This window comes from Nocardioidaceae bacterium, from assembly GCA_018672315.1.
Classification (GTDB): domain Bacteria; phylum Actinomycetota; class Actinomycetes; order Propionibacteriales; family Nocardioidaceae; genus TYQ2.
Genome location: CP076053.1, coordinates 2,804,332 through 2,829,777 on the forward strand (window position 1 = coordinate 2,804,332; position 25,446 = coordinate 2,829,777).

The window sequence follows — 25,446 nt, forward strand, 5'->3', positions numbered from 1 at the left end:
TCTTGGTCGACGACCTCCGCACGTTTCGCGACGAGCGCCCTCACATCCGCTGCAAGACGAGCGCTGAGGCATTGCCCGTTCTTGCACGGCTCCGCGAGACGGGCGATTCCTTCGAGCTCTGGCTCGATCACGATCTCGGTGAGGTCGGAGGCCGCATCGACTCGATCGGTCCGGTCATCGACGAGCTGGCTCGCGCCGCATCGGACGACGAGATGTACGACCTCGATGCCGTCGTCCACACGTCGAATCCGGCCGGCGCGGACATGATGGTGCGAGTTCTTCGCAGGTGGGGATATCCCGTGACGCGTGTCTACGCAGGTGATCACCTCATCGGTGAGTGAGGGGTTCAGAAGCGTGTCATGATCCCCTGCCGATGACGCACGACCCTGGCGAACTTCCGACGCCGCGCCTCGTCAAACGGCAGTTCCTCGAGCGTGTCGACCCACGCGTCAGCTGACGCGGCGACGCGCCGCAGGATCTTCTGGGCGGCTGCCGGCCGCACGCCCAACGCCGATCCGAGTGCGACGAAACGGGACCCCGCGATGTCGCCGTCGCTCCGACCGTCGATGCTCAGAGCCATCGTGTGATCGCCGTAGAAGAACGAGCTCGGCAGGTCGTACGCAGGAGCCGGCTGCCAGCGGCCGTCGAGGTCCCGCATGACGGAGAAGTTCTTGGCGTGCGCGTCGCCGTTGCCCGTCAGGAACGCGTACGCCACCTGCGCCAGGAACTCTGCGGCTGCCACGACCGGCGCCTCGCAGAGTCGGCACAGCGCGGAAAGGAGCCGCTCGGTCGACACGCGGTACTTCTCCGACGGCGGCAACCCCAGCGCCTGGCATCCGTCTTCGACCGCCAGTGCGATCGCTCCCGGGGAGTCGGTCCGGGAGACGCGGTCGAAGCGCGTGACCGCGAGTCCGGGCAGTCCTTCGGCATCCGTGATGACCCTCGCATCGACCGTGCGGATGCCGGCCCCACCCGCGGCGCGGAGGAAGAACATCTCGTTCTCGACAAGATGCGCAAACTCCGGCGGGTCCAGCTTGAGCAGCAACTGCGCGTGGGCCGAGCGAACGGGCACGTTGAGCATGGCGGCGCTGACCTTGTCCTGCACGCCCGGCAGCCCGACCCGGTCGACCCGGATGCCCACGTCTCTCAGGAGCTCGCGAAAACTGAGCTCCGCGGGGTGCGAGACGTCCAGGCGCGGCGCCACCGTCTGCAGGCCGGCTCCCGACGGCACCACGCGTACATCGCCGACCGTGTCCCCACCCACCGCCAGAAGAAGACTGAGCTCATCGTCGGCCGATGTCTTCACACTGCGCCGGAGGGCTGCCAGACGCCGACCCTCGGGCAGCAACCCGGCGAAGAACGCGGGCACGGCGCCCCCGCCGACCACGACCGGATCCGGAGAGACCGGCAGCGTGCTCGCCACCGGCTCGCCGCCGGCGGTCACCCACTCAGTGGCGTACGCGAACTCGATGCGACCGTCCGCCGTCCGCGTCAGGTGCGCCGCCAGGCTGTCGCCCTTGTAGACGTCCGCTCGCTCGACGGCCTTGAGCGACTCCATCCGCGACGCCGCTGGCGCGGGCTCCTCGCCAGGGGCCGTGCTCACCGGGACTCCGGGGAGACGTCGTCCGTGTCGTCGGCGGCATCGAGGCCGTAGCGGCCCGCCAGTTCCGTGCTCACGGCGTACCCCCCCGGTGTCCGTCCGCGGGAGACCTGCAGATGCAGACCCAGGACGTCCAGCAGTGCCAGGAGGCTCTCGTTCGTGATCGGCCTTCCGGATTCGGCGGCGATCACCGAGCCGCGCGCCACGCCGGCAAGATCCGCGAGGTCCTGCTGACTGAGGTCGAGCTCCTGCCGTCGCGTGGCGAGCACGGCAGCGAGAGGGCCGTACGCGGCCGATCGTTGGGACGGCGTCTTGGTTGATCGGCGTTGCAGCGCCACGATGACCTCCTGATGTCTGTCTCGGCGTACATCATGACTGCGTTCCCGGCGGAAACCATCATACGCATTCAAAAGTCCAACAAGTAAGACATTAGTCATCAGCCTTGGATGCATGTCGAACCGTGCGCTTACATGTTCGTCTGAACGAACATCGGCGAAGAGTGGAAGAGCTGTTGTGCCGTGGTGTCTTTCGCGGGGCACGCCTCCACAGGAGGGGTCCCGCTCGTTCGAGCGGGATCAGTCGATGCGACTGTCGGCCCCCTTCCTTACCCTGGGCGCGTGGACTTCGAGGCGATCGAGAGGCTGCGCGACCGGCACGCCGGCTGGCGGCTCCTGCGCGCGCAGCACGCGCCCCTGATCCTCGCCTTCCTCGGCGAGGTGTTCGTCGACGGCAACTCCGGCGCCGTCCCCGCCTCGCACCTGATGGCCCGTCTCGACGACCACCTGCACGCCCTCAACACTCGGGAGCCGGCAGGAGACACTGCGGAGCACGAGCCCCCGTTTCCCCGTGAGGCTCGCGCCTACCTCGAGGAGTGGTCCTCCACCGACTCCGGCTATCTGCGCCGCTTCTACCCCCGCGGCGACGGGGAGGTTCACTACGAGGTCACGCCGGCCTTCGAGAAGGCGTACGCCTGGGTCGACTCGCTCGCCGAGCGCCGCTTCGTCGGCACCGAGTCACGCCTCCACACCGCCGTCGAGCTGCTCCGCCAGATCGTGCAGGGCACCGAGTCCGACCCGCAGGCCCGGCTGGCCGAGCTGCACCGGCAGCGTGCGGCGATCGACGCCGAGATTGCCCGGGTCGAGGCCGGCGAGGTCGTCCTGCTCGAGGGCAGCGGCGTACGCGACCGCTACCAGCAGTTCGCGACCCTCGCCCGTGAGCTGCTCGCCGACTTCCGCGAGGTGGAGGACAATTTCCGCCGCCTCGACCGCGACGCCCGCGAGCGCATCGCCACCTGGGCCGGCAGCAAGGGCGAGCTGCTCGCCGACCTCGTCGGCGGCCGCTCCCAGATCACCGCGTCCGACCAGGGCCGCAGCTTCACCGCGTTCTACGAGTTCCTGCTGTCGGACACCCGTCAGCGCGAGCTCGCCGACCTGCTGGACAGGGTCGGGCACCTCGATGAGGTCGAGGTCGACCGGCGTACGCGCGGCATCCACCACGACTGGTCCGAGGCCGCGGAGCGTACGCAGCGCACCGTGCGGCAGATCTCCGAGCAGCTCCGCCGGTTCCTCGACGACCAGGTGTGGCTGGAGAACCGTCGCGTGCTCGAGCTGGTCCGCTCCATCGAGACCAGTGCGCTGACGCTGCGGGCCGGCCGGCCGGCTGCCGGGCTGTGGATCGACGAGCCCGGCGTCCCCATCGCCCTGCCGCTGGAGCGCCCCCTCCACACGCCTGCCCGCACCGTCGAGGTCGAGTCGACCGTGCTCGCCGACGCCGAGCTCGACGCACCCGACCTGCTCTTCACCGCCGACGTCGTCGACGCTGGTCGTCTCGCCGAGAACATCCGCGCCGTGCTGCCCTCGGGGTCCTCGGCCCGGCTGGACGACATCCTCGAGCTCTATCCGCTCGAGCACGGTGCGGCCGAGCTGATCGGCTACCTCGCGCTCGACGAGCCCGGGATGGAGGTGGAGGTGGACCCCGACGGGTCTCACGGCTCGCCTGACGGCTCGCCGCTCGACCACCGGCAGGAGATGGTCGTGGAGTACGACGACACCGAGGGCGTACGCCGACGCGCCACCCTGCCCGCGGTGACGGTGAGGCGGGCATGAACGACGAGCGGGCGATCGCGGAGGTGGTCATCCGGCTGATGCGCGGCGTGCTCTACCGCGAGGCCGACGAGCAGACGTGGACGACGCTGCAGCGCTCCGGGGCTGGGGTGCGGGACCACTTCGCCACGATCGGCGTGGACGTCGTCATCGACGACGACGAGGGATACGCCTACCTGCGCACCCGCCCCGCCGTCGAGGGGGAGGACCCGCTGCCGCGCCTCGTGCGCCGCCACCAGCTCACCTATCCCGTCAGCCTCCTCCTGGTGCTGCTGCGCAAGCGCCAGGTCGAGTTCGAGACCACCGGGGGCGAGGGCCGACTGGTGCTCTCGAGCGAGCAGGTCACCGAGATGATGCGGCTCTTCTCCGCCGACTCCACCAACGAGGCGCGCCTCGTCGACAACGTCGAGTCCACGCTGCGCAAGGCCGCCGACCTCGGGTTCGTACGCCAGGTGAAGTCCGAGCGTGACCGGTGGGAGGTGCGCCGCATCCTGAAGGCGTACGTCGACGCCGAGACGATGGGCGACTTCGACCGCACGCTGAAGGCGTACGCGGGCAACGCCAGTGAGGAGACCGACGCATGACCGTCGACGAAGGCCTCTTCTCCCGCGTCGAGCTCAACGAGCCCGTGACACAGGGCAGCGGCGCGCCCCGCGCCGGCTTCCGGCTGCACCGCATCGAGGTGCTGAACTGGGGCACCTTCGACGGGCACGTGTGGCGGCTGCGACCCGAGGGCGACACCGGGCTGCTCACCGGAGACATCGGCTCGGGCAAGTCGACGCTCGTCGATGCGCTGACGACCCTGCTGATGCCGGCACACCGCATCGCGTACAACAAGGCGGCGGGGGCCGAGTCCAAGGAGCGCACCCTGCGCTCCTACGTCGAGGGTCACTACAAGTCCGAGCGGGTCGAGTCCACCGGGCGCTCCCGGGCGATCGGACTGCGCACCGACCGCCGCACCTACTCGGTGGTGCTCGCGGTCTTCGCCAACGAGGGCTACGACGAGACCGTCACGCTCGCTCAGGTGTTCCAGCAGCGCGAGGCCACCGGACAGCCGTACCGCTTCTTCGTCACCGCCGATCGCGACCTGCAGATCGCCGAGGACTTCGCCGACTTCGGCTCCGACCTGCGTGATCTGCGCAAGCGGCTCCGGGCCGCCGGCGCCGACGTCTTCGACGAGTTCCCCGCGTACGCCACCTCGCTCCGCCGCCGTCTGGGAATCCGGTCGATGCAGGCGCTGGAGCTGTTCCACCAGACGGTGTCGATGAAGTCGGTCGGCAATCTCAACGAGTTCGTGCGCGACCACATGCTGGAGCCGACCGATCCGGGCGACCGCATCCGCGACATCATCGGTCACTTCGAGGACCTCACCCGCTCCCACGACGCCGTGCGCCGCGCCCGCGAGCAGCTCGAGGCCCTTATCCCCCTCGTCGGCGCGGCCACGACCTACGACGCAGCGCTCGCGGAGCGCGACGCGCTCGCCGACCAGCAGGCGGCCGTGTCGCTCTTCGTCGCCGAACAGCGCATCGCTGCGCTCACCACCGAGATCGACCAGCTGACTGTCGACCGCGCCGAGCACGCCGCCGAGCTCGAGCAGGTGCACGACCGGGCTCGACGCCTTGACGCCGAGCGTGTCGCGCTGATCGAGGAGCGCGCCGGCGCCGGCGGTGACCGGATCGGCGAGCTCGAGCGCCTCGCCGCCCAGGCCGCCGACGATGCCCGCGAGCGCGCCGAGACGCGCGCCCGCTACGACGCCGCCCTCGCGGGCACCGACCTCGTCGGCACCGATCTCGGGGCAGTCGACGACGAGCCCACCTTCGTGCGCGCCCGCGCCGCCGCCGAGGCAGCCCGGCCCGGGCTGGTCGCCCGCCGCAAGCAGCTCGATGCCGATGTCGCCGAGGCGATCTCGACCGAGAAGGACGCCGAAGGCGCCCTGGCGGCGCTCGCCGAGGAGCTCGCGAGCCTGCGCTCGCGCACCAGCAACCTGCCCCTCGAGCAGGTGCAGCTTCGTGACGCGATCTGCGACGACCTCGGTCTCGGCATCGAAGACCTCCCATACGCCGGGGAACTGCTCGACGTGCACGAGGCGTCGAGCGCGTGGCGGGGTGCCGCCGAGCGGGTGCTCCGCGGGTTCGCCCTCAGCCTGCTCGTGCCACAGGAGCACTACGCTGCGGTCAGCGCCTGGGTCGACCAGCGGCGGCTGACGGTGAGAGGACGCGGGGGCCGTGAGGTGGGGGCGCGGCTGACGTACGAACGTGTTCCCGAGCGGGTGCTCGCCCTGCGCCGCGACGCCGACGCCGCCCTCCGCCTGGCCGACTGCCTGGAGGTCAGGCAGGGACGGTTCGCCGACTACCTCGAGGCCGAGCTGACCCACCGTGCGGATCATCTGTGCGTGACCTCGATGGAGGTGTTCCGCACCGCGAAACGCGCCGTCACCCTCAGCGGACAGGTGCGGTCGGGCGAGCGGCACCTCAAGGACGACCGGCACCGGGTCGACGACCCCCGCCGCTGGGTGCTCGGCTGGGCCAACGAGCGCAAGATCGCGGCCGTCGAGGCCGAGCACGCGACGCAGGCCGAGCTGCTGCGCGCAGCCCAGCAGCGCGGTCGGGACGCTTGGGACGCCCGCGAAGAAGTCCGCGTGCTCGACGAGGCGTACGTGCAGCTCCTCGGCTTCACGACCTGGCGGCACCTCGACGTCGCCGAGGCGCGTACACGCGAGGCCAGCGCCCGCGAGGAGAAGGCGCGGCTCGAGGCGGGCGACAGTCGCATCGCCCAGATCACTGCCGCGCTCGCGGCGAACGAGAGGGCGCGCGGAGATGCCGCCGAGCAGTCGAGCCGGCTCGAACGCAGCATCGCCACCACCGAGCTGGCGCTCACCCGGGCGCGGCGCACCCGCGACGCCGACCAGGCGACGGTGCGGGCCGCCGAAGGGTCCGTGCTGGAGGCAGCACGCGCGACGTACGACGAGCTCGCTGCACGCCTGGGCTCGGCGCCGACACGCGCGGAGGACTGGTCCGAGGCCCAGCTGCGGCTGACCAGCGGACTGGCCGAACGCGGCCGGGTCGTGGAGCAGCAGCTCTCACGCACGGGCACGACCCTGGTGCGCCTCATGGGCGACCTGCTGAACCGGTGGCCAGCCCTGCGGGCCGACCTCGACGCCGACGTGGAGGCCAGAGGGGCGTACGTCGCCCTGCACGAGCAGGTCGCCGCCGACGACCTGCCGCGCTTCGAGGCGGAGTTCAAGGACAACCTGAACAAGAACGCCATCCAGGAACTCGCCGGCTTCAACAACTGGCTGCACCGCGAGGCCGCAGCGATCGACGACCGCATCGCGGTCATCAACGAGGCGCTGGGTGCCGTGCCGTACAACCCGGGCCGGTTCATCCGGCTCGAGAAGGAGCCGACCACCAACCAGGAGGTCAGCCAATTCCGGGCCGACCTGCGCAACCTCACCAACGACGCGCTTGCCGTCGACGGCGATCAGTACTCCGAGCAGCGCTTCCTCGACGTCAAGCGCATCATCGAGCGGCTCCAGGGCCGCGACGGGTTCGTCGAGGTCGACAGGGCGTGGACGCGACGGGTGACCGACGTACGCACCTGGTTCGTCTTCTCCGCCTCCGAGCGCGACGAGGTCACCGACGAGGAGTGGGAGCACTACAGCGACTCCGACGGCAAGTCAGGCGGCCAGAAGGAGAAGCTGGCGTACACGATCCTGGCCGCCTCGCTGGCCTACCAGTTCGGGCTCGAGTGGGGTGCCGTGCGCTCACGCGACTTCCGGTTCGCCGTGATCGACGAGGCCTTCGGTCGCGGGTCCGACGCGTCTACGCGCTACGCCCTCGAGCTGTTCGCGAAGCTCGGGTTGCAGCTCCTCATCGTCACGCCCCTGCAGAAGGTGCACGTCATCGAGCCGTACGTCAGCTCCATCGGCTTCGTCGACAACCCCGGTGGCACGTCATCGCGGCTGCACATGATGACCATCGAGGAGTACCGCGAGCGGCGGTCCCGGTGACGTCGTCGACGCCGTGGTCCACGCCGACCGACATCGCGCGTGCTGCGCGTCGCCGGTGGGACGACGGCACGCTGCTGCGCGCGCTCGTGGACGAGCAGCCATGCCCGCAGATCGAGGTGCCGCTACGAGGGCCGCGGCCGGCCGAGATCGGGGACGACCTCACAGCCGTGCGCACTTGGCTGTCCGCGCTCGACCACGGTCGCGACGAGGATCGACGCTACGCGCTGCGGTGGCGGACGGTCGGCGGGCGCCTGGTGGGCCGCAACGAGCTGCCCTCGCACGCGGTCGTGAGCACCTTCGACCAGGCGTGGGCGCTGCTCGGCGTACGTCGCGAGGTCGCCGCTCTCGCGCGGGTGATCGGCGCGGCCGGGGACCGGGCGGCCGTGCGCGACTGGGCGCACAGCCGACCGCTCGCCGCAGTCGCACTCGGAGCCGAGGCCGAGCAGGTGGTCGCGGCGTACGACTGGCTCGATGCCCGGCGGGGGAGCGGACTCTTCCTCCGGCAGATCTCCGCGCCCGGTGTCGACACCAAGTTCGTCGAACAGCACCGGGGCGTGCTGGGCGCGATGCTCGGCGTACGCGCTTCGGCCGCCGGCTTCCTCGCCGATCTCGGCCTGCAGGCGAAGCCGGAGGTGGTGCGGGTGCGACCCCATCGCTCCTTGGGCCTCCCCGTCGCTCTGCCCGACATCACGGTGCGGGCCGATGACCTCGCGGCGCTGACACTGTCACCGACGAGCTGCCTCGTGGTCGAGAACGAGGTGACCTTCCTCAGCGTGCCCGTCCCCGAGAGTGGGCTCGTGATCTGGGGTCACGGCTTCGAGGTGGACCGTGTCGGGCGCCTGCCGTGGCTGGCCGGCGTGCCCGTGACCTACTGGGGTGACCTCGACACCCACGGCTTCGCGATCCTGGACAGGCTGCGCGCGTGGCTGCCACAGACCCGCTCGGTCCTGATGGATCGCGACACGCTGATCGAGCACTGCGACCGGTGGGGCGTCGAGCCCAAGCCCACCCGCGCCGGCCTGACACGGCTGACCGCCGGGGAATCCGAGGTGTACGCCGAACTCGTCGCCGACGTGCACGGAGAGCGGCTGCGTCTCGAGCAGGAGCGCATCGACTGGACGTACGCCCTCGGCGCTCTTTGCTCTCCGTAGCCGAGGACTGTGGGATAACTTTATCGTTCTTGAGACTGGTCATGATAAGTTTATCAGCGTGCGTACAGCTCTCACGAATCCGTTCACCCCGGGCGCTGACACGATCCCGACGATCTGGGCGGGAAGGACACGACACGTCCGGGATTGGCAGGACGTGGTGCGACCGCGCCGGCTCGCCGGTCTGCCCGAGCGCGGCCGCACGATCCTCGGGGAGGCCGGTGTGGGCAAGTCCGCGCTCGTGCGTCGGATCGCGGAGCTCGCCGACGCGGACGGCGACTGGGTGACACCCCAGTTGCGGATGCCCACCGGAAGCGACCCCTTGAAGAAGCTCGCCGCGGCTCTGCTCGGTCTGGCCGATCGCGCGGGTCTCGCGTCATCCAGGGAGCACAGGATCGGCGAGATGCTCGCCCGCGTTCGAGGGGTCTCCGGGGCCGGGATCGGAGTCGAGCTCGATCGCGGGAGTGGTCCGGAGCCGTACGTCGCCCTGACGGAGCTGCTCGTCGAGATCGGACAGAGGGCGATCCAGCACGACGTGTGTGTCCTCATCCACCTCGACGAGATCCAGAACGTCACCGACGACGACGCCCTGTCTCAGCTGCTGATCTGCCTCGGGGATGCGCTGGCCTTCGAAGCCGACGTCTCCGTTCCGGGCGGTCGTGTCTCCCGCCTGCTGCCGATCGCGGTCTACCTCACCGGACTCCCGGACTTCGCCGACATGGCGGGTGCGAAGAAGGGCGCCACGTTCGCCCGCAGATTCGCCACGACCACCCTCGCGCCCATCGACGACGACGACCTTCGACTGGCCCTGCATGACTTCGTGAGCACCGGTTGGCCGGTCGCTGACAGCAGAGGAGAGGTAGGTCGCGTACGCATGGAGCCGGCAGCCGTCGACCTCGTCATCGCTCTGTGCCGGGGTGAACCATTCCTCTTCCAGCTCGTGGGAGACCGGGCGTGGTACGCAGGCGAGGAGGACGTGATCTCTGCTGCCGACGTCCGTTCGGGATGGCTGCAGGCAAGACCGGAGGCGGCGGCGCACGTCGAGCGGATCCTCGGCAGGCTGCCTGATCGTGAGATGCAGATGCTCGAGGCCATGGCGACGTTGCCACCCGAGCAGCGCACGGCGACGGCCATCGCCCGTGCGATGGACTTCGCGAGCGCGAGTCAGGCCGGTCCCACGGCCCGGCGACTCGACACCGTCCGAGGCATCATCGACCGTGGCAAGCTGCACTCCTTCCGGCATCGGGCGATCGAGGCGTACCTGACGTCGGACTGGCCCGACGTGGTGTGACCTCGCTGTCTTCTGACCGGCGCCAGGGTCTCGCGGCTCGTCCTTCGGCTCGCGCCTCAACCGGCGGCGGTGGCGTGAGCGCTGATCTCCTCGACGATCGGACCCCACAGCTCCCGCGGGAAGTCGTGACCCATCCCCTCGTACGTCACCAGCCGCGCCCCCGGCACCGCGTCGGCCGTCGCCCGGCCACCGGCGATCTGCACGAGCGGATCGCCCTCGCCGTGCATCACCAGCGTCGGCACCTCCAGCGATCGCAGGCGCTCCGTACGGTCACCCGACGCCCAGATCGCAGCCAGCTGGCGTGCCACACCGGCGGGGTCGTGGGCACGCCGGTACCCCTCGCGCGTGCGCTCGGTCAGCGCCTCGACATCCAGCTCGTAGCCGGGCGACCCGATCACCGAGTACGTCGCGATCGCCCGCTCCACTGCCTCGTCCTCCGTCGTCGCCGGCGGGCTGAACAGCACCGCACCGGCTTCCGCGGTCGGCGGCCCCACCTGCGGACCGGGCGTCGACATGATCGAGGTCAGGCTCAGCAGCCGCTCGGGGTGACGCAGCGCGAACTCCTGCACGATCATCCCGCCCATCGACGCACCCACGAGGTGCACCCGGTCCAGGCCCAACCCGTCGAGCAGCGCAGCGGTGTCGTCGGCCATGTCGGCGAGCACGTACGCGGACTCGACCGGCCGGCCCTCGAAGTACGGCGACAGGTCCGGCTGCCCTGCCTCGTGCAGGTGCGTCGAGAGCCCGATGTCGCGGTTGTCGAAGCGCACCACGAAGAACCCGGCGTCGACCAGCGTCCGGCAGAACCCGTCCGGCCACCCCAGCATCTGCGTCGCCAGGCCCATCACCAGCACCAACGGCGGATCAGAGGGATCACCGAAGGTCTCGTACGCCAGCTCGACCTCACCACAGGGCATCTGCTCGACAGTCATCTGCCGACCGTAGCGGCAACCCCGGCCACCCCGGCGGGTGTGCGTGCCCCTCCATGCATCGGGCACGGGACGAGGGACGGCACCACGCCGTGCCCACCCGAGCCTGCTCGTGCCCACCCGCTGCCGCCCCCAGGAGTCCCATGACGCTCGTCAGTCCCGCACCCGACGCCCTCGCCGGGGAGCCCTCGACGCCAGGACCGACAGCGCCCTGCCTGCCCGCACCCCGCGGCACCCTCGGTGCGGCCGTTCACGACACCCTGCTCGGTTCTCCCGATGACGCCGTCTCCCTCCCGCCCGCCTCCAGCGCGGACGACGAGGCCCAGACCCTCTGGGTGCTCCAGGAGCTGCACTACCGCGGCTTCGCCGGCGTCGACGACCGCTGGGAGTGGCACCCCGACCTGCTGGCCGTGCGCGTACGCCTCGAGCGCGACCTCGAGCAGCGTCTCCGCGAGCGTTGGGCCGCCGTCCGTGACGACTACCCGGCCGCCGACGAGGTCGCCGACCCCGATCGTCTCGCCGAGGCGGTCTTCGCGATGACCGAGTCCCACGACGGCCCCTCGCTCGCCGCTCACCTGCAGCGCCACGGCACGACCGAGCAGGCCCTCGACATGCTCGCGCAGAAATCCGTCTACCACCTCAAGGAGGCCGATCCGACCGCCTGGGTCGTGCCCCGCCTGACCACTGCGGCGAAGGCGCCGTTGGCGGAGATCCAGTACGACGAGTACGGCGCCGGCGACCCCGCGGCCCTGCACCACCACCTCTACGAGCGCGGCATGCGCGCCGCCGGCCTCGACGCGGACTACGGCGCGTACGTCGGCGAGGCCGTGCCCGAGATCCTCGAGCAGAACGCCGCCATGACGATGCTCGGGCTCCACCGACGCCTCCGCGGAGCAGCTCTCGGCCACTTCGCCGCGTTCGAGGCCTCCAGCTCGCTTCCCTCCCAGCGCCTGGCCCGCGCCCTGCGCAAGCTCGGGCTGCCCGAGGAGGTCGCCGCCTACTACGACGAGCACGTCGAGGCCGACGCCGCGCACGAGCAGGTCGCCGTACGCGCCGTGTGCGGGGCCCTCGTCGCCGAGGAGCCGCACCTCGCCGAGGACGTCCTCCTCGGCGCCTGGACCTGCCTCGACCTCGAGGCTCGCGTGGGCACGTCGCTGCTGCAGCGGTGGGCGTCATGATCCGACCGAGCGCCCGCGAGGACGTCGTGCTCTGCCCCGGTGGCCCCATGCTGCTGCGCGGGGACCACGTCGTCACCGACGACCAGGGACGCGAGCACCGCACCACCCGGCCCGTCTCGGCGGTGTGCCGCTGCCGCATGTCGGGCCGGCTGCCCTGGTGCGACGGCACCCACAAGACGCTGCCGCCCGAGGACCGTCCATGAGCTCCGACGCCGACCTCGCCGCCGACCCCGGGCCGCTCGAGGACCCCGCGTACGGCCCCGGCGTCGTCGACGTCGGCGGCCTGACCATCGCGTACGACTCCCGCGTGCTCGAACCCCGACCGTGGACCGCGATGCAGTCACGCTGGGCCGCCGAGCTGCTCGCCGACATCGACACAGAACAGCCCGACGAGCCCGGCGAGCCCGGCCCACCCCTGCTCGAGCTCTGCTCCGGCGCGGGCCACATCGGCCTGCTCGCCGCCACGCTCGCCGACTGCCGCTGGGTCGCGGTCGACCTCGATCCGACGGCGTGCGGGTACACGACCCGCAACGCCGAGACCGCCGGCGTGGGCGACCGCGTCGAGGTGCGTCAAGGCCGGCTGGAGGAGTCGCTCGGCGACGACGAGCGGTTCGCCGTGGTCGTCGCCGATCCACCGTGGGTGCGGCACGAGTCGATCGGGGAGTTCCCCGAGGATCCCGTGCTCGCCATCGACGGCGGCGACGACGGTCTCCACGTCGCCCGCGCCGTGCTGCGCGCGTGCGCGGGGCACCTACGGCCCGACGGATCGTTGCTGCTGCAGCTCGGTCACACCGGCCAGGTCGACCAGCTCGCGGCTGACCTCACCACCCGCGGCTGGACCGTCGAGGAGACGCGTACGAGGGAGCGCGGCGTGGTGGTGAGGCTCACGCAGCTATCTGAGTGAGCTGCCTGGACCGTCTCTGTACCGTGGCCGCGTGAGTGCACTGTCGACTTCCCCGACACGGTCCCGACGGCGATGCCCCGGACCGCTCGGCGCCGTCACCGCCGTCCTCCTGCTCCTGCTCGGTGCGACCGCGTGCGGAGGGACCGCGGACGGATCGGCCGAACCCGACGCACCGTCCTCCAAGGACGGCAGCGCAGCGAGCCTGGGCGTCGCCCACGTCCACGGGCTCGAAGTCGATCCCGACGATGCCGACCGCGTCTACGTCGCCACCCACGACGGATTGTTCGCCTTCACCGAGGGCGCCGGACTCGACCGGGTGGGGAAGACCCGCAGCGACCTGATGGGCTTCACGGTTGGCCCCGCCGACACCCTCTTCGCCAGTGGCCACTCCGCACCGGGCAGCGGGGGACCGGCGGACCTCGGGCTCATCACCTCCACGGACGCCGGCGCCTCCTGGGCACCGGTCGCGCTGTCGGGTGAAGCCGACTTCCACGCCATGGACGCCGGAGAGAGCGGCGTGGTCGGTTACGACGCGTCCAACGGTGTGCTGCGGGTCAGCGAGGACGGGCGTACGTTCGCCACCGTCGCCGGCGCCCCGGGGTTCATCGACCTCGCTGTGGACACCACCTCGCAGGACGTCTGGGGCACGACGGACAGGGGCCAGCTCGTCCGCAGCGGCGACGGCGGCCGTTCGTTCGCCGAGGTGCCGGACGCCCCGCAGCTCGTGCTCATCGACGTCGCCCCAGACGGCACGGTCGTCGGGATCGGCATGGACGGGCGCCTCCACACCACCACCGGGGCGGGGGAGTGGACCGTCCGCGACGGCGCGGCCGACCGCGGCCTCCAGGCGTTCACCGCGGGTCCCGACGGCGCCGTCTGGCTCCTCGACAGCCGAGGGCTCGTCCGCAGCGACGACCTCGGAGACACGTTCACCGACGCAGAAGGCTGGTAGACCACATGGCACGCACCCGTACGCACCGCTCCTCCCGACTGCTCCGCGCCGGCGTGGCGTCGCTGGCCTCGCTCGCGGTGCTGGTCCTCGGCGCCGCTTGCGGCGGGGACGAGCAGCCCCCGGGCGACGCCGGCTCGACGTCGTCCGTGCCGGCCGACGCGGACTTCAACCAGGCCGACGTGGAGTTCGCGTCGGGCATGATCCCGCACCACCGGCAGGCCGTGATGATGGCCGACATGGTCGAGGGCCGTGACGTCGATCCCGCGATCGCCGACCTGGCTGCCGAGATCAGGGATGCCCAGCAGCCCGAGATCGAGCAGCTCGAGGGGTTCCTCGACGAGTGGGGCGCCGAGCCCGCCTCGGCCATGGACGGCATGGACGGCATGGACGGGATGGGCGGGATGGACGGGATGGACCACAGCGACATGGGCCAGATGGGCGGCATGGGCATGATGTCGCCGCAGCAGATGTCGTCGCTGCGCACGGCGTCCGACGCGGAGTTCGGCGACCGGTGGCTCGAGCTGATGATCGAGCACCACCGGGGTGCGGTGGAGATGTCGCGTACGCAGATCGCGGAGGGCGAGGACGCCGAGGCGGTCGCTCTGGCCGAGGACATCGCGCAGACGCAGGCCGAGGAGATCGCCACGATGCAGGACCTGCTCGCCGGCTGATCCGCTGACCCGGCGTCTGCCCGTCGACCGCGACCTGAGGGGTGCCGGCACCCAGCCCGGCTCGATGATCGCGGTTGGGACGTCCTGGGTCACCCCTCGTCGAGCACCTCGGCCATGCCCACGGCGCTCATCGACTGCTGGGCCTCCTCGACGAGGTAGGCCAGCATGATCAGGTCCTGCACCTGCCCGTCGCGGTCGCGGAAGTGGTCGCGCAGCAGCGCCTCACCGGTGAACCCGAGGTCGAGGAACATCTCCGAGACCCGCTGCCGGGCCGCCGGCATCTCGACGACGACCTTGAGCAGTCCGTCGCGTACGGCGTACGCCACCGCGTGCTGCGCCAGCGCACGCCCGATGCCGCGACCCCGCGCGTCGGGGTCGACGACCAGCCGCAGCTCCGCGACGTGGTCCGAGAGCCCCGAGAGGCGGTAGAGCACCACGAAGCCCTGCACGGTCCCGTCCTGGTCGACCTCGACCCAGCGTGCCCCGGGGGCGTCGGGCCAGGTGGCGATCGCCTCGGGCGAGACGTCGACCTTGATGAAGGTGACGTCGCCCTCGGGCATCCGGGCGAAGAACGAGGTCAGCGCCTCGACGTGGTCGACGGTGAGTTCGGCGATGGTCATGAGACGGGCTCGCTCCGCTTCTTGAGGAAATCGATGACGACCGGCAGCGTGTTCTTGTGGGCGGTGCGCCCGAGCATGAGTCCGACGTGACCCGCGTCGAGTCGCAGCTCCTGCTTGTCCTCCGACCCGACGAGATCGACCAGGGGGCTCGCCGCGGGCTCGGGGATGATGTGGTCGCGCAGCCCGAGCACGTGCATGAACGGCACGGTGATGTCGGAGAGGTGCACCCGGTCGCCGTCGAGATAGACGCGGTCCTTGAGGAAGCCGTTCTCCACCACCAGCTTCTTGAACTGGCGGGCGACGCCGCCCGGCAGCGGCACCTGGTCGGTGGCCCACCCGTTCATCGCCTGGTAGGCGCTGACGAAGTCGTCGTTCCAGAGCTTCTCGACCAGGTCGACCCGCGTGGTCACCTCGCCCACCGGCTCCAGCGTGCGGAAGCCCTGCATGATGACGCCGGGCGGCACCAGGCCGTCCTTGCCGATGACGTCCTCGAGGTCGGTGCGCGCCATGATCTCGGTCATCGGGCCGCACTGCTGCAGGTCCGCCGGCGTGGTCAGCACCGTCAGGCTCCGCAGCGGCGACTCCGGGTGGTGCGCCGCGTGCAGCATCGCCAGCGTGCCGCCGAAGCAGTAGCCGAAGAGGTTGACCTGCTCGGTGCCCGTGAGCTCCTGGATCCGCTCGATGCAGGCCGGGATGTAGTAGTCGACGTAGTCCTCGAGCCGGTTCTCAGCGTCCCGCTCGTCGGGCACGCCCCAGTCGATCATGTAGACGTCGAAGCCCTCGGCCACCAGCCTCTCGATGACGCTGTTGCCGGGCCGCAGGTCGAGGATGTAGCTCTTGTTGAACAGGCTGTAGATGATCAGCAGCGGCGGCTTCAGCGAGACCTCGTCGCTGCGGTAGCGCCACAGCTCGGCGCGACCGGAGCTCCACACCGTGTCCTTCGGGGTGAGTCCCACGTCGGTGCGCTTGAGGCCCGTGGCCATCGCGATGCCGTTGCGGGCCCGCAGCGCGTTGCGCTCGACCTCCTTGCGTACGCGGTCCAGGGTGCCGGCACCCGGAATGCTCGCCATCAGTCCGCGTCCTTCCTCGGAGCCTTGCCGCGCTCGCGCTCGAGCTCCATGGTCAGCAGCCGCACCTGCCGGTCCAGAGCACCCAGGCGGTTGTTGAGCTTCTGCACGTCGGTGCCGGCGGGCAGGTTGAGGGTGTGCCAGGCCTTCGCCGCGACCCGGTTCACGCGTCCGCGTACGAAGTGGTTCAGTCCGGCGACCACCGAGGCCGCCTGTGCGAACTGGTCGGAGTGCGTGACCTCCCGCGCCCGCGGGCCGGCGGCTTTCTCGACCTTGTCGTAGAGGTCGCGGGGTCCCGGCAGGCCCATCACGCGGCCCGGCGGTGGGCGGGCGCAGGTGTGGGCGTCAGGTGGGGTGGAAGGTGTGACGTGGGCCTCATGTCAGGACCGTAGCCACGTTCCGTCGCCCCGAACCCTCAGGAGTCCTCCATGCCGCGATCGGTCCACACACCCGCCGCCGGGTGCGCGACGTGAGGGCCGCCGACGTCGCCGCAGCCCACGCGACACCGCTGACCGCGCCGCCGTACCCGCTGGCCGCGAACCGGTTCATCGACCGCGAGTACCTCAACATCACCTACCGCACCGACCCCGAGGCGTTGCGTGCCGTCGTGCCGGAGCCGCTGGAGATCGACGAGGACGCGCTCGTGCGCTTCGAGATCATGCACATGGGCGACGTCGGCTCCTACGGCACCTACACCGAGGGTGGTCTCGCGATCCCGGTGCGGCTGGGGGAGGAGCGGGGGGAGTACCTCCACGCGATGTACCTCGACAACTTCGCCGCCACCGTCGCCGGCCGGGAGCTCAGCGCGTACCCCAAGGGCATGGGCGTCCCCCGCCTCCGCGTGGAGGACAGCGTGCTGATCGGCACCCTCGACGTCACCTCCGAGCGGGTCGCGACCGCGACGATGGGCTACAAGCAGCAGCGGCTCGACGAGGACGAGGCCCGCGCCCAGATCGGGGTGCCGCAGTTCATGGTCAAGACGATCCTCGGCTACGGCCGCCAGCTGCTGCGCTGCGACCTGATCCGGGCCGGCGTTCGCGACCTCGTCATCAAGGAGGCCTGGACCGGCCCCGCCCGACTGCAGCTCTTCGACCACGTCGCGGCGCCGCTGGCGGACCTCCCCGTGCGCGAGGTCGTCGGCGCCAGCCACGTCCTCACCGACCTCTCGCTGCTGCCGGCCGAGCCCGTGTACGACTACCTCGAGGAGACCCGATGAGCAGCGATGTCACCGGGCCCGACGCCCGACCGGTCGCCGTGATCGGCGCCGGGACGCTCGGCCGGCGCATCGCCCTGATGTTCGCCACCGGCGGCGGCACGGTGCGGGTCTGCGACCTCGACGAGACCCAGCGCGCCGACGCCGCCGCGTTCATCGACGAGCACCTGCCCGCCGTGCTGGAGCAGACCGGCAACGACACCGCCGCGAAGGTCGAGACCACCGGCGACATGGCCGAGGCCGTCGCTGACGCCTGGCTCGTCGTGGAGTCCCTGCCCGAGCGGCTGGAGGTGAAGATCCCCGCCTTCGCCGACCTCGAGCGGCTCGCTCCCGGCGACGCGATCCTCGCGAGCAACTCCTCCTCGCACCCCACCAGCCGCATGATCGAGCAGGTTGGCTCACCCGAGCGGGTGCTGAACATGCACTTCTACATGCCACCGGTCGCCGTGGCGTGCGAGCTGATGTCGTGCGGGCACACCGACGCCGACATCATCGACCGGCTCATGGACGAGCTGCCCCGCTTCGGCATCGAGCCCTACCGCGTGCACGGCGAGAGCATGGGCTTCATCTACAACCGCATCTGGGCCTCCATCAAGCGTGAGGCCCTGATGGTGCTCGACGAGGGCGTCGCCTCGCCGGCGGAGATCGACGACATCTACGTCTCGGTGCTGCGCGCTCGCCGCGGACCCTTCCGCGCGATGGACGCCGTCGGCCTCGACGTCGTGCTCGACATCGAGGAGAACTACGCCGCCCACCGTGACGGCCTGCCCGAGGGCCCCCGGGCGCTGCTGCGCCGCTACATCGACGACGGCCGGCTCGGGGTCAAGTCCGGCCGCGGCTTCTACGACGACTACGAGACCGACGCCCACGAGGAGAAGTCATGAGCCTGTACGCGGGCCTGAAGGTCATCGACTGCGGCAGCTACATCGCCGCCCCGGCGGCGGCGATGATCATGGCCGACCTCGGCGCCGAGGTGGTCAAGATCGAGTCGCCCGGCGCGGGGGACGCGTACCGCCAGCTGCCGCGCCTGCCCGGCCAACCCGTCTCCGAGCACGACTACGCCTGGATCCACGACGCCCGCGGCAAGCGCGGGCTCGCGCTGGACCTGAGGTCGCCCGAGGGTCAGCAGGTGATGCACGACCTCGTCGCCGACGCCGACGTCTTCATCACCAACTACCCGCTGCGCGTACGCGAGAAGTTCCGCATCGACCACGCCACCCTGGCAGGCCTCAACGACCGGCTCGTGTACGCCTCCTTCACCGGCTACGGCGAGCGCGGCCCCGAGGCGGCGAAGCCCGGCTTCGACGCGACGTCGTACTGGGCGCGCTCGGGGATGATGGACACCATCAAGCCGGCCTCCGATGCCCCGCCGGCCAAGGGCGTCGTCGGGCAGGGCGACCACCCCTCGGCGATGAGCCTGTACGCCGCGATCGCCACCGCGCTCTACCAGCGCGAGCGCACCGGCGCGGGCGCCCACGTGTCGTCCTCGCTGCACGCCAACGGGCTGTGGGCGAACTCCTACATGGCGACCGCGGCCCTGTGCGGGGCGGAGTTCCCCGAGCGTCCGCCACGCGAGGAGCACTTCAACGCGCTGAGCCTGCACTACGAGGCCGCGGACGGGAAGTGGCTGCTGCTGACCCTGCTCAACGAGGACCGGCACTGGCCGGTGCTGGCCCGGTGCCTCGAGCGCGAGGACCTGCTCGAGGACGAGCGCTTCACCACCAAGCCCGACCGGCTGGCGAACGCCACGGCGCTGATCGGTGAGCTCGACCGGGCCTTCGCCCGGCACGAGCGCGCCCACTGGGAGCGCCTGCTCACCGAGAACGACGTCGTCTTCGACGTCGTGGCGACTCCTGAGGACCTCGCCGACGACGAGCAGATGCGCGCGAACGGCCTGGTCGTCTCCTTCGCCGAGGACGACCGGGTCGGCGCCATCGCCGTGCCCTTCGAGGTCGACGGCGCCGACCCGGTGCCCGGTCGGATGCCTCCGTCGGTCGGGCAGCACACCGACGAGGTGCTGAGCGCTCTCGGGTACGACGCCGCCCGCATCGCGGCTCTCCGGGAGGCGGGCACCGTCGCTTGAGTAGAACTTGGGAGGGAGTCGCGCCCCGCCTACGGTGGGCGGCATGTCCCCCTTCCCCGTGGCGGGCCACTTCGCGCGCACCCTGGCGTCCGCAGCGTCGGCTCTGCTCGTGCTCACCGCGTGCGGAACCGGACCGTCGGACGGATCCGGTGGCCCGTCGGGCGGCTCGGGTGGCTCGGCCAGCGAGGCCGGCGTCGCGCACGTCCACGGACTCGAGGTCGATCCCGACGACCCGAGCCGGGTGTACGTCGCCACCCACGACGGGCTCTTCGCCTACACCGACGGCGCCGGGTTGAGCCGGGTGGGCGAGACCCGCAGCGACCTCATGGGTTTCACGGTCGGACCCGACGAGAACCTCTTCGCCAGCGGGCACTCCGCTCCCGACACACAGGGACCCGCGAACCTCGGCCTGATCACCTCCACCGACAGCGGCTCCTCCTGGCGGCCGGTCGCGCTGTCGGGCGAGGCCGACTTCCATGCCATGGACGCGGGCGAGAGCGGTGTCGTCGGGTACGACGCGTCCAACGGCGTCCTGCGCGTCAGTGACGACGGACGTACGTTCACCACCGTCGCGGGGGCGCCCGCATTCCTCGACCTCGCGGTCGACCCGACGCGTGGGAGCGTGTGGGGCACCACCGACCGCGGGGAGCTGCTGCGCAGCGACGACGTCGGGCGTACGTTCGCGACCGTGCCGGGTGCGCCGCAGCTGGTGCTCGTCGACGTCGCGCCCGAGGGCACGCTCGTGGGCGTCGGCACCGACGGCCGCCTCCACACTGCGGAGGCACCGGGGGAGTGGACCGCACGCGACGGGGCGGCCGACCGTGGACTGCAGGCGTTCACCGCCGGGCCCGACGGTGCCGTGTGGCTTCTCGACAGCCGAGGTCTCGTCCGCAGCGACGACCTCGGAGACACGTTCATCGACGCAGAAGGCTGGTAGACCCATGACCCCCACCCGCACATCCCGACCCCTCGGCGAACGGTTTCCCGGACGACTCCGCCGCGTGGCCGCCGGGTCGCTCGCCGCGGCTGCGCTGGTGACCCTCGGTGCCGCCTGCGGCGGTGACGAGCAGACCTCGGCCGACGAGACATCGGCGTCATCGGTGCCCGCGGACGCGGACTTCAACGAGGCCGATGTCGCGTTCGTCGCCGGCATGATCCCGCACCACCAGCAGGCGGTGATGATGGCCGAGATGGTGCAGGGGCGCGACATCGATCCGGCGATCGCGGACCTGGCGGCACAGATCCGCGATGCGCAGCAGCCGGAGATCGAGCAGATGACGGGCTTCCTCGACGAGTGGGGGGTCGAGCCCACGGCCGGCATGGGCGACATGAGCGACATGGGCGACATGAGCGGGATGGACCACGACATGAACGGGATGGACCACGACATGGGCGGGGTGGAGATGGAAGGGATGATGTCGCCGCAGCAGATGTCGGACCTCCGCACCGCCTCCGACGCCGCGTTCGGCGACCTGTGGCTGGAGCTGATGGTCGAGCACCACCGGGGGGCGATCGAGCAGTCGCGGACGCAGATCGCCGAGGGTGAGGACGCCGGGGCGATCGAGCTGGCGCGGGAGATCGCCCGCACGCAGGCCGCGGAGATCGGCACCATGCAGGACCTGCTCGCGCGCTGAGGCAGTCCGGCGGGCGGGCGCCATCGACATCCTCCACCGGTGAGGTTAGGCTTGCCTAACTTCAAGACCAGGAGGGCCTCATGCAAGCGTACGTCGACACCATCGACCGGATCACCCCCGACATGGTCCGGCTGACCCTCACCGGCGGCGACCTCGCCGACCCCAGCCGCTTCGTGATGCCCGAGGCCACCGACGCCTACGTCAACATCGCCCTCCCACCGGAGGGAGCGCCGTACGCCGCCCCCTTCGAGCCCGCCGAGGTCAAGCAGACCTGCCCGCGGGACCTGTGGCCCGTACGCCGCCGCTACACCGTGCGCGCCTGGGACCCCGCGTCGTGCACGCTGACGCTGGACTTCGTCGTGCACGGCACGGGTGCCGCCGGTCGCTGGGCGAGCACCGCCCGGCCCGGCGACGTGCTCGTCCTCGAGGGGCCCGCCGGCGGCTACCGTCCCGACCCCACGGCCGACTGGCACCTGCTCGTGGGCGACGAGTCCGCGCTGCCCGCGATCGCCGCGTCGCTCGAGGCGGTGCCGGAGGGCGCTCTGGCGGTCGTACGCCTCCTCTGCGACGGCCCCGACCACGAGGTGCCGCTGACCTCGCCGGGCGACCTCGACGTCGTCTGGCTCCATCGCAGCGGCGGTGCCGAGGACGCCGACCTCCTCGCCGAGGAGGTCCGCAACCTGCCGTTCCCCCGGGGTCGCGTGCACGCCTTCGTGCACGGTGAGGCCGACGAGATCCGTGCCCTGCGCCGGCACCTGCTGCTGGACCGCCGCGTCCCGCGCGCCGACATGTCGTGCTCGCCGTACTGGCGCCGCCACATGGACGACGAGGCGTGGCGCGCGGTCAAGGGCGACTTCGTCGCCGCGATGGAAGCCGAGGTCGCGTGATGACCGGCCCGTCCCCGGCCGAGGTGGCGCGTACGGCGCTGGCCCGCGCCCGCTGCGGCACCCTGCTGGTGCGCGGCTGCGGCGGCCGGGCCGGCGCCATGACCATCGTGACCGTGCACACCGGCGCCGACGGACGACCGCGCATCGCCGTCGAGGCGGACTCCGCGACGGCCGCCGACCTCGAGGGTCGGCGGGTCGCCTCGCTCATCGTGCCCGCGGCCCGGCCCTACCGTCGCATCGAGCTCACCGGACGCCTCCACGCCTGCCGACCCCCGGGCGGGCAGGCGGACGGCGCCGGTGACGCGGTCTTCGGTCTGACGCCGGTCCAGTGCCTGCTCGGCGGCCACCGTGGGATCGCCGTGGCGCCGGAACAGCTCCGGGCCGCCGCACCGGACCCGCTGTGGCGTCTCGCGCCCCAGCTGGTCGCGCACCTGCGCGAGGCCCACTCCCGCGACCTCGTGGCCTGCCTGCGAGCCCAGGGACACCGCACCGCCGAAGCCGTCGAGGTCCACGACGTCGACCGCTACGGCATCTCGATGACGGTGCTGAGCGCTCACGGCGTGGAGGACGTCAGGCTGCCGTTCCCCGGCGGCCCGATCGACGCGCTCGCCCAGGCCCCGAGCGGCATCGCGCTGCCCCTGGGCTGCCGCTGCACCGCAGCGGTGCCGCCCACGGACCGGGCCTGAGAGGGGCGTACGTCAGGCTGGTGCCCATGAGCACCACCGGCGCACGACCCGAAAGCAACGTCCTCGGCGAACCCCTCGAGGTCGCGAGCACCGACCCGGTCACCGGCTGGTTCCGCGACGGCACCTGCCGGTGTGAGGGCGACCCCGGTCTGCACGCGATCTGCGCGGTGATGACCGATGAGTTCCTCGCCCACCAGGTCGCCACCGGCAACGACCTGGTGACCCCGCAGCCGCGTTTCGGCTTCGCCGGACTCCGCGGCGGCGACCGGTGGTGCGTCGTCGCCGCACGCTGGCTGCACGCCCACCACGACGGCGTCGCCCCGCCCGTGGTGCTCGCCGCGACCTCGGAGCGTGCGCTGGAGGTCGTGCCGCTGGAGGTGCTGCGCGGCTACGCCGTCGACGTGCCTCCCGACCTGAGCTCCCTGGCCTGAGTTCCCCGGCCTGAGTTCCCTGGGCTGAGCTCGCGGGTGTGGCGAGCAGCCTCAGCCGACGGCCGCGAACGCGATGATCGCGATGTCGTCGGCGGGGTTGCCGTCCTGGTAGTCCAGGGCAGAGGTCACGATGCCGTCGACCTGCGCGTGCGGGTCGTGCGACAGCTCTCCCATCAACGCGTAGAGCCGCTCCTCGCCGTACATCCCGGCGACCCCGCGCGCCTCGGTGACGCCGTCGGTGTAGACCGTCAGGAGCTCATCGCCGAGGCGGTGCCGGACGCAGGTGAACGACGGCTCGGGCATGAGCCCGGCGGGCGACCCCGGGGTGCCGACCTCGGTCACGGTGCCGTCCGCCGCGCGCAGCAGGGCCGGGGGGTGGCCGGCGAGACAGATCCGCAGGTCCCACCCACGCTCGCGGTAGTCCATGCGCACCACGATCAGGGTGCAGTAGTGGTCGGTCTGCTCCCGGGTCAGCACCCGGTCGACGCCGTAGAGCAGGTCGGCGGGGTCGGGGTGGTCGATCGCGAGGGTCCGTACGCTGTGCCGCACCAGGGAGGTGACGGTCGCGGCGTGCACGCCCTTGCCGCTCACGTCGCCCAGCACGACGACCCAGCCGGTCTCGCTGACCTGGAAGACGTCGTAGAAGTCGCCGCCCACCTCGCGACCGTCACCCGCAGGGCGGTACGCCGCCGCGATCTCCAGGTGCGGAACCGACGGGGGAGCGGGAGGGATCAGGGTGCGCGAGAGGGTCTCGGCGAGCGCAGCGGACTCGGCCCGGGCGGCCTCGGCGAGCCGGCCGGCCTGCCGGAGGTCCTCCTCGTAGCGGTGCCGGTCACCGGCCCCGAGGAGCACGATCTGCAGCGACCGTGACCCCTCGTCGCCCAGCCGCCGGGCGTTGAGGAGCACCGGGGCGCGTGCGCCGTCGGGCCGCAGCAGGTCCAGCTCGATCTCGCGCACGACCTCCTCGCGCTGCAGCAGCGGCGCGAGGTGCGTCTCGAGGTAGACCCGTCCGGCCACCGTCAGCAGGTCCGCGAGCTCCAGCCGACCGACCACGTCGTCCTCGGTGCGTCCGACCAGGCGCAGGAACTCCGTGTTCGCGCTGGCCACGAGCCCTGTCTCGTCGGTCGTGACGTGACCGGCCGGTGCGTCCTGCAGGAGGTCGGGATCGAGCCGGGTGCGGGCCCTCACGCGGCGGTCGGCACGCGGCCGAGGAAGTCGAGGATCGCGGCCGAGGTCTCACCCGGCGCGGTCAGGTGCGGACAGTGGCCGGCGGTGTCGATGACCGCGAAGCGGGAGTCGGGGATCTGCTCGTGCACGAATCGACCCGCCGTCAGCGGCGCGACCAGGTCGTGGGCCGACTGCAGCACCAGGGTCGGGACGGTCACCCGGGGCAGGTCGGCGCGGTTGTCGCCGCGGAAGGTCACGTCGGCGAACTGGGCGGCGACCTCGGGGCGCGTACGGCAGAAGCTCTCGTACAGCTCCTCGCGCGCCGCAGGCCCGCCGTCGCCGGAGACCAGCTCGGCCAGCGGCTCCTGCCACCCCAGGTGGTTGCGCTGCATCAGCTCGACGAGCTCGTCGATGTCGGCAGCGGCGAACCCACCGACGTAGTCGCCGTCGTCGACGTAGCGCGCGGACGGCGCGACCAGCACGAGCCGGGCGACCGTCTGCGGGGCCTCGATGCTCGCCAGCACCCCGATCATCGCGGCCACCGAGTGGCCCACCAGCGTCACGTCGCTCAGGTCGAGCTCGTCCAGCAGCGCCAGCACGTCGTCGCGGTATCCCTCGAGCCGGGCGTGCCGGGTCGGGTCGTAGGAGGCGTCGTCGGCTCCGCCGGACCCGGGCAGGTCGAAGGAGATCACCCGGTGGGTCGCGCCCAGCACCGGCGCGACCTGGCGCCACATCGACTGCCCGCACCCGAAACCGTGCACGAGCACGACCACGGAGCCGTCGACCGGCCCGGTGGTGCGCACGTCCAGCGCCTCCGCGAGTGTCATGGCCCCACACTAACGGTCGTGCCGGCCAGGACCCGGGCGTGTGAGCA

27 protein-coding genes are annotated in these 25,446 nt (G+C 71.5%); 19 read left to right on the forward strand and 8 right to left on the reverse strand.

Annotated elements, in window-relative coordinates; all coding sequences use genetic code 11:
* Positions 1 to 2: 2 nt before the first annotated feature.
* Positions 3 to 341, forward strand: coding sequence for a hypothetical protein (locus tag KLP28_13535; protein ID QWC84580.1), 339 nt, complete (start codon positions 3 to 5; stop codon positions 339 to 341).
* Positions 342 to 346: 5 nt separating this feature from the next.
* Here the strand turns inward: KLP28_13535 and KLP28_13540 are convergent, their stop codons facing one another.
* On the reverse strand, positions 347 to 1,603 hold the full coding sequence (locus KLP28_13540) for a HipA domain-containing protein (GenBank protein QWC84581.1): 1,257 nt from the start codon (positions 1,601 to 1,603) through the stop codon (positions 347 to 349).
* The gene (locus KLP28_13545; protein ID QWC84582.1) at positions 1,600 to 1,938 is read right to left on the reverse strand and encodes a helix-turn-helix domain-containing protein; all 339 of its coding nucleotides are present in this window, start codon (positions 1,936 to 1,938) and stop codon (positions 1,600 to 1,602) included. The genes KLP28_13540 and KLP28_13545 overlap by 4 nt, the downstream gene beginning before the upstream one ends.
* 279 nt (positions 1,939 to 2,217) lie before the next feature.
* Between KLP28_13545 and KLP28_13550 the strand changes: the two genes are divergently transcribed.
* The 5 genes from KLP28_13550 to KLP28_13570 are packed head-to-tail and all read left to right on the forward strand — an operon-like array spanning position 2,218 to position 10,150.
* Complete coding sequence (locus KLP28_13550) at positions 2,218 to 3,705, forward strand: DUF3375 domain-containing protein (protein ID QWC84583.1); 1,488 nt, start codon at positions 2,218 to 2,220, stop codon at positions 3,703 to 3,705.
* Positions 3,702 to 4,286 (forward strand): DUF4194 domain-containing protein, encoded by a 585-nt coding sequence (locus KLP28_13555; GenBank protein ID QWC84584.1) that lies wholly within the window; start codon positions 3,702 to 3,704, stop codon positions 4,284 to 4,286. The genes KLP28_13550 and KLP28_13555 overlap by 4 nt, the downstream gene beginning before the upstream one ends.
* The gene (locus KLP28_13560; GenBank protein QWC84585.1) at positions 4,283 to 7,711 is read left to right on the forward strand and encodes a hypothetical protein; all 3,429 of its coding nucleotides are present in this window, start codon (positions 4,283 to 4,285) and stop codon (positions 7,709 to 7,711) included. Before KLP28_13555 ends, KLP28_13560 begins: the two co-directional genes overlap by 4 nt.
* On the forward strand, positions 7,708 to 8,862 hold the full coding sequence (locus KLP28_13565; protein QWC84586.1) for a hypothetical protein: 1,155 nt from the start codon (positions 7,708 to 7,710) through the stop codon (positions 8,860 to 8,862). Before KLP28_13560 ends, KLP28_13565 begins: the two co-directional genes overlap by 4 nt.
* A 58-nt stretch (positions 8,863 to 8,920) precedes the next feature.
* Positions 8,921 to 10,150: an ATP-binding protein gene (locus KLP28_13570; protein QWC84587.1), complete on the forward strand. Its 1,230-nt coding sequence runs from the start codon at positions 8,921 to 8,923 to the stop codon at positions 10,148 to 10,150.
* Between the two features lie 56 nt (positions 10,151 to 10,206).
* On the opposite strand, the gene KLP28_13575 is transcribed toward KLP28_13570, so the two are convergent.
* Positions 10,207 to 11,082 carry an alpha/beta fold hydrolase gene (locus tag KLP28_13575; GenBank protein ID QWC84588.1) on the reverse strand — a complete coding sequence of 292 codons (876 nt, stop codon included), beginning with the start codon at positions 11,080 to 11,082 and terminating at the stop codon, positions 10,207 to 10,209.
* A gap of 140 nt (positions 11,083 to 11,222) precedes the next feature.
* On the opposite strand from KLP28_13575, the gene KLP28_13580 reads away from it, so the two are divergent.
* The 5 genes from KLP28_13580 to KLP28_13600 are packed head-to-tail and all read left to right on the forward strand — an operon-like array spanning position 11,223 to position 14,784.
* Complete coding sequence (locus KLP28_13580; GenBank protein QWC84589.1) at positions 11,223 to 12,257, forward strand: iron-containing redox enzyme family protein; 1,035 nt, start codon at positions 11,223 to 11,225, stop codon at positions 12,255 to 12,257.
* Complete coding sequence (locus tag KLP28_13585) at positions 12,254 to 12,460, forward strand: CDGSH iron-sulfur domain-containing protein (GenBank protein ID QWC84590.1); 207 nt, start codon at positions 12,254 to 12,256, stop codon at positions 12,458 to 12,460. The genes KLP28_13580 and KLP28_13585 overlap by 4 nt, the downstream gene beginning before the upstream one ends.
* A complete protein-coding gene (locus tag KLP28_13590) occupies positions 12,457 to 13,161 on the forward strand; it encodes an RsmD family RNA methyltransferase (GenBank protein ID QWC84591.1) in 705 nt (234 codons plus the stop codon). The genes KLP28_13585 and KLP28_13590 overlap by 4 nt, the downstream gene beginning before the upstream one ends.
* A gap of 31 nt (positions 13,162 to 13,192) precedes the next feature.
* Positions 13,193 to 14,113, forward strand: a complete 921-nt coding sequence (locus KLP28_13595) for a hypothetical protein (GenBank protein ID QWC84592.1) — start codon at positions 13,193 to 13,195, stop codon at positions 14,111 to 14,113.
* A gap of 5 nt (positions 14,114 to 14,118) precedes the next feature.
* Positions 14,119 to 14,784: a DUF305 domain-containing protein gene (locus KLP28_13600; GenBank protein ID QWC84593.1), complete on the forward strand. Its 666-nt coding sequence runs from the start codon at positions 14,119 to 14,121 to the stop codon at positions 14,782 to 14,784.
* An 89-nt stretch (positions 14,785 to 14,873) separates the two neighbouring features.
* Here the strand turns inward: KLP28_13600 and KLP28_13605 are convergent, their stop codons facing one another.
* From KLP28_13605 to KLP28_13615, 3 genes are read right to left on the reverse strand one after another with little or no spacing between them, the layout of a single operon-like run.
* Positions 14,874 to 15,404 (reverse strand): GNAT family N-acetyltransferase, encoded by a 531-nt coding sequence (locus KLP28_13605; protein ID QWC84594.1) that lies wholly within the window; start codon positions 15,402 to 15,404, stop codon positions 14,874 to 14,876.
* On the reverse strand, positions 15,401 to 16,474 hold the full coding sequence (locus KLP28_13610) for an alpha/beta fold hydrolase (protein QWC84595.1): 1,074 nt from the start codon (positions 16,472 to 16,474) through the stop codon (positions 15,401 to 15,403). The genes KLP28_13605 and KLP28_13610 overlap by 4 nt, the downstream gene beginning before the upstream one ends.
* A complete protein-coding gene (locus tag KLP28_13615; GenBank protein ID QWC84596.1) occupies positions 16,474 to 16,782 on the reverse strand; it encodes a hypothetical protein in 309 nt (102 codons plus the stop codon). The genes KLP28_13610 and KLP28_13615 overlap by 1 nt, the downstream gene beginning before the upstream one ends.
* Positions 16,783 to 16,940: 158 nt before the next feature.
* On the opposite strand from KLP28_13615, the gene KLP28_13620 reads away from it, so the two are divergent.
* From KLP28_13620 to KLP28_13655, 8 genes are all read left to right on the forward strand, one after another.
* Positions 16,941 to 17,687, forward strand: coding sequence for an acetoacetate decarboxylase (locus KLP28_13620; GenBank protein ID QWC84597.1), 747 nt, complete (start codon positions 16,941 to 16,943; stop codon positions 17,685 to 17,687).
* Positions 17,684 to 18,568, forward strand: coding sequence for a 3-hydroxyacyl-CoA dehydrogenase family protein (locus KLP28_13625; GenBank protein QWC84598.1), 885 nt, complete (start codon positions 17,684 to 17,686; stop codon positions 18,566 to 18,568). The genes KLP28_13620 and KLP28_13625 overlap by 4 nt, the downstream gene beginning before the upstream one ends.
* On the forward strand, positions 18,565 to 19,767 hold the full coding sequence (locus tag KLP28_13630; protein ID QWC84599.1) for a CoA transferase: 1,203 nt from the start codon (positions 18,565 to 18,567) through the stop codon (positions 19,765 to 19,767). Before KLP28_13625 ends, KLP28_13630 begins: the two co-directional genes overlap by 4 nt.
* Positions 19,768 to 19,810: 43 nt before the next feature.
* The gene (locus KLP28_13635; GenBank protein ID QWC84600.1) at positions 19,811 to 20,704 is read left to right on the forward strand and encodes a hypothetical protein; all 894 of its coding nucleotides are present in this window, start codon (positions 19,811 to 19,813) and stop codon (positions 20,702 to 20,704) included.
* Between the two features lie 4 nt (positions 20,705 to 20,708).
* Positions 20,709 to 21,401, forward strand: coding sequence for a DUF305 domain-containing protein (locus KLP28_13640; protein QWC84601.1), 693 nt, complete (start codon positions 20,709 to 20,711; stop codon positions 21,399 to 21,401).
* Between the two features lie 80 nt (positions 21,402 to 21,481).
* On the forward strand, positions 21,482 to 22,288 hold the full coding sequence (locus KLP28_13645; protein QWC84602.1) for a siderophore-interacting protein: 807 nt from the start codon (positions 21,482 to 21,484) through the stop codon (positions 22,286 to 22,288).
* Positions 22,288 to 22,974, forward strand: a complete 687-nt coding sequence (locus tag KLP28_13650) for a DUF2470 domain-containing protein (GenBank protein QWC84603.1) — start codon at positions 22,288 to 22,290, stop codon at positions 22,972 to 22,974. The genes KLP28_13645 and KLP28_13650 overlap by 1 nt, the downstream gene beginning before the upstream one ends.
* A 26-nt stretch (positions 22,975 to 23,000) precedes the next feature.
* Positions 23,001 to 23,405 (forward strand): DUF2237 domain-containing protein, encoded by a 405-nt coding sequence (locus KLP28_13655; protein QWC84604.1) that lies wholly within the window; start codon positions 23,001 to 23,003, stop codon positions 23,403 to 23,405.
* 51 nt (positions 23,406 to 23,456) lie between these two features.
* Here KLP28_13655 and KLP28_13660 read toward each other — a convergent pair whose 3' ends face one another.
* Together KLP28_13660 and KLP28_13665 are read right to left on the reverse strand one after the other, a co-directional pair.
* Positions 23,457 to 24,593, reverse strand: coding sequence for a SpoIIE family protein phosphatase (locus KLP28_13660; protein QWC84605.1), 1,137 nt, complete (start codon positions 24,591 to 24,593; stop codon positions 23,457 to 23,459).
* Positions 24,590 to 25,399 carry an alpha/beta hydrolase gene (locus KLP28_13665; protein QWC84606.1) on the reverse strand — a complete coding sequence of 270 codons (810 nt, stop codon included), beginning with the start codon at positions 25,397 to 25,399 and terminating at the stop codon, positions 24,590 to 24,592. The genes KLP28_13660 and KLP28_13665 overlap by 4 nt, the downstream gene beginning before the upstream one ends.
* Positions 25,400 to 25,446: the final 47 nt, after the last annotated feature.